Source organism: Vibrio sp. Vb0598 (assembly GCF_033338935.1).
GTDB lineage: Bacteria > Pseudomonadota > Gammaproteobacteria > Enterobacterales > Vibrionaceae > Vibrio > Vibrio alginolyticus.
On sequence record NZ_JAWOTP010000179.1, the window covers coordinates 1 to 1,238 of the forward strand.

Genomic DNA, 1,238 nt, shown 5'->3' on the forward strand with positions numbered 1-1,238 from the left:
GTCGGCACATGCAGCGCAATTCAAAGAAGGTGAACATTACAAAGTATTGGATCTTGAAGTATCAAAGAAGCCTTTAGTGACTGAGTTCTTCTCATTCTACTGCCCACACTGTAATAGCTTTGAACCAGTTATCCAGCAGCTTAAAAAGCAGCTACCTGAAGGCACCAAACTGCAAAAGAACCACGTGTCTTTCATGGGTGGCAACATGGGTCCTTCAATGAGCAAAGCATTCGCCACGATGGTCGCAATGAAGGTTGAAGATCAAATGGTGCCTGTGATGTTTAACCGCATCCACAACATGCGCAAACCACCTCGTGACGACGCTGAACTTCGCCAAATCTTCCTAGATGCAGGCATAGATGCGAAGAAATTTGATGCGGCTTACAACGGCTGCGCGGTTGATTCAATGGTTCGTCGTATGGACAAGCAGTTCGAAAACAGCGGTTTGACAGGCGTTCCTGCGGTTATCGTAAATAACAAATACCTAGTTCAAGCACAAAGCATTAAATCAATGGATGAGTACTTTGCACTGGTGAACTACTTGCTAACGCTAAAATAAGCGCAACGCACAGAAAACAGGGGAGCACATGGCTCCCCTTTTTATTTGTGAATCTCTTGTAGCAGTTGGTCTTTCTCTTGCCACACATCCCCTAACCATTGCTGGAATTGGCGCTTGTACGGCTTGTCGTTGAAGTAATCCCCTAACACCTGCTCATCAACTGGCAACACTTTCACATGGACCACGATCTTAGTCATGCGCCCCATCAGCATGTCTTTAAAAGGTTTGTCCGTATTCTCTGGATACGCGAGGGTCACATCGATGATGTTCTCAAATTGCTCGCCCATTGCCGCCAATGTGTAAGCAATACCGCCTGATTTGGGTTGCAACAGGTATTGGTAGCCCGCTTTGCTTTTACGCTGCTTCTCTTCAGTAAAGCGTGTACCTTCCACGTAGTTCACAACCGTGGTTGGAGTATGCTTGAACTTGGCACACGAACGACGTGTGGTTGCCAAATCTTGGCCACGTTTGTGAGGGTTACGAATTAAATACTCACGAGAGTAACGACGCATGAAAGGCATGTCTAAAGCCCAACATGCCATACCAATAAACGGCACATACAGCAGTTGTTGCTTGAGGAAAAACTTCGGCATTGGAATGCGATCTTTAAATACGCAGCACAGCACAACAATATCCGTCCAACTGAGGTGGTTGCTGATCAGCAAATACCAACCATCTT

The 1,238-nt window shown here is 46.2% G+C and carries 2 protein-coding genes; one reads left to right on the plus strand and one right to left on the minus strand.

The genetic code is table 11. The features are described 5' to 3' along the window. Positions 1-559, plus strand: a 559-nt coding sequence (locus R7Q38_RS23890) for a thiol:disulfide interchange protein DsbA/DsbL (RefSeq protein WP_318114534.1), incomplete at its 5' end; no start/stop codon positions are given. Positions 560-600: 41 nt separating this feature from the next. Here the strand turns inward: R7Q38_RS23890 and R7Q38_RS23895 are convergent. Next, the coding region (locus R7Q38_RS23895; RefSeq protein ID WP_318114535.1) for an acyltransferase at positions 601-1,238 on the minus strand (638 nt) is incomplete at its 5' end.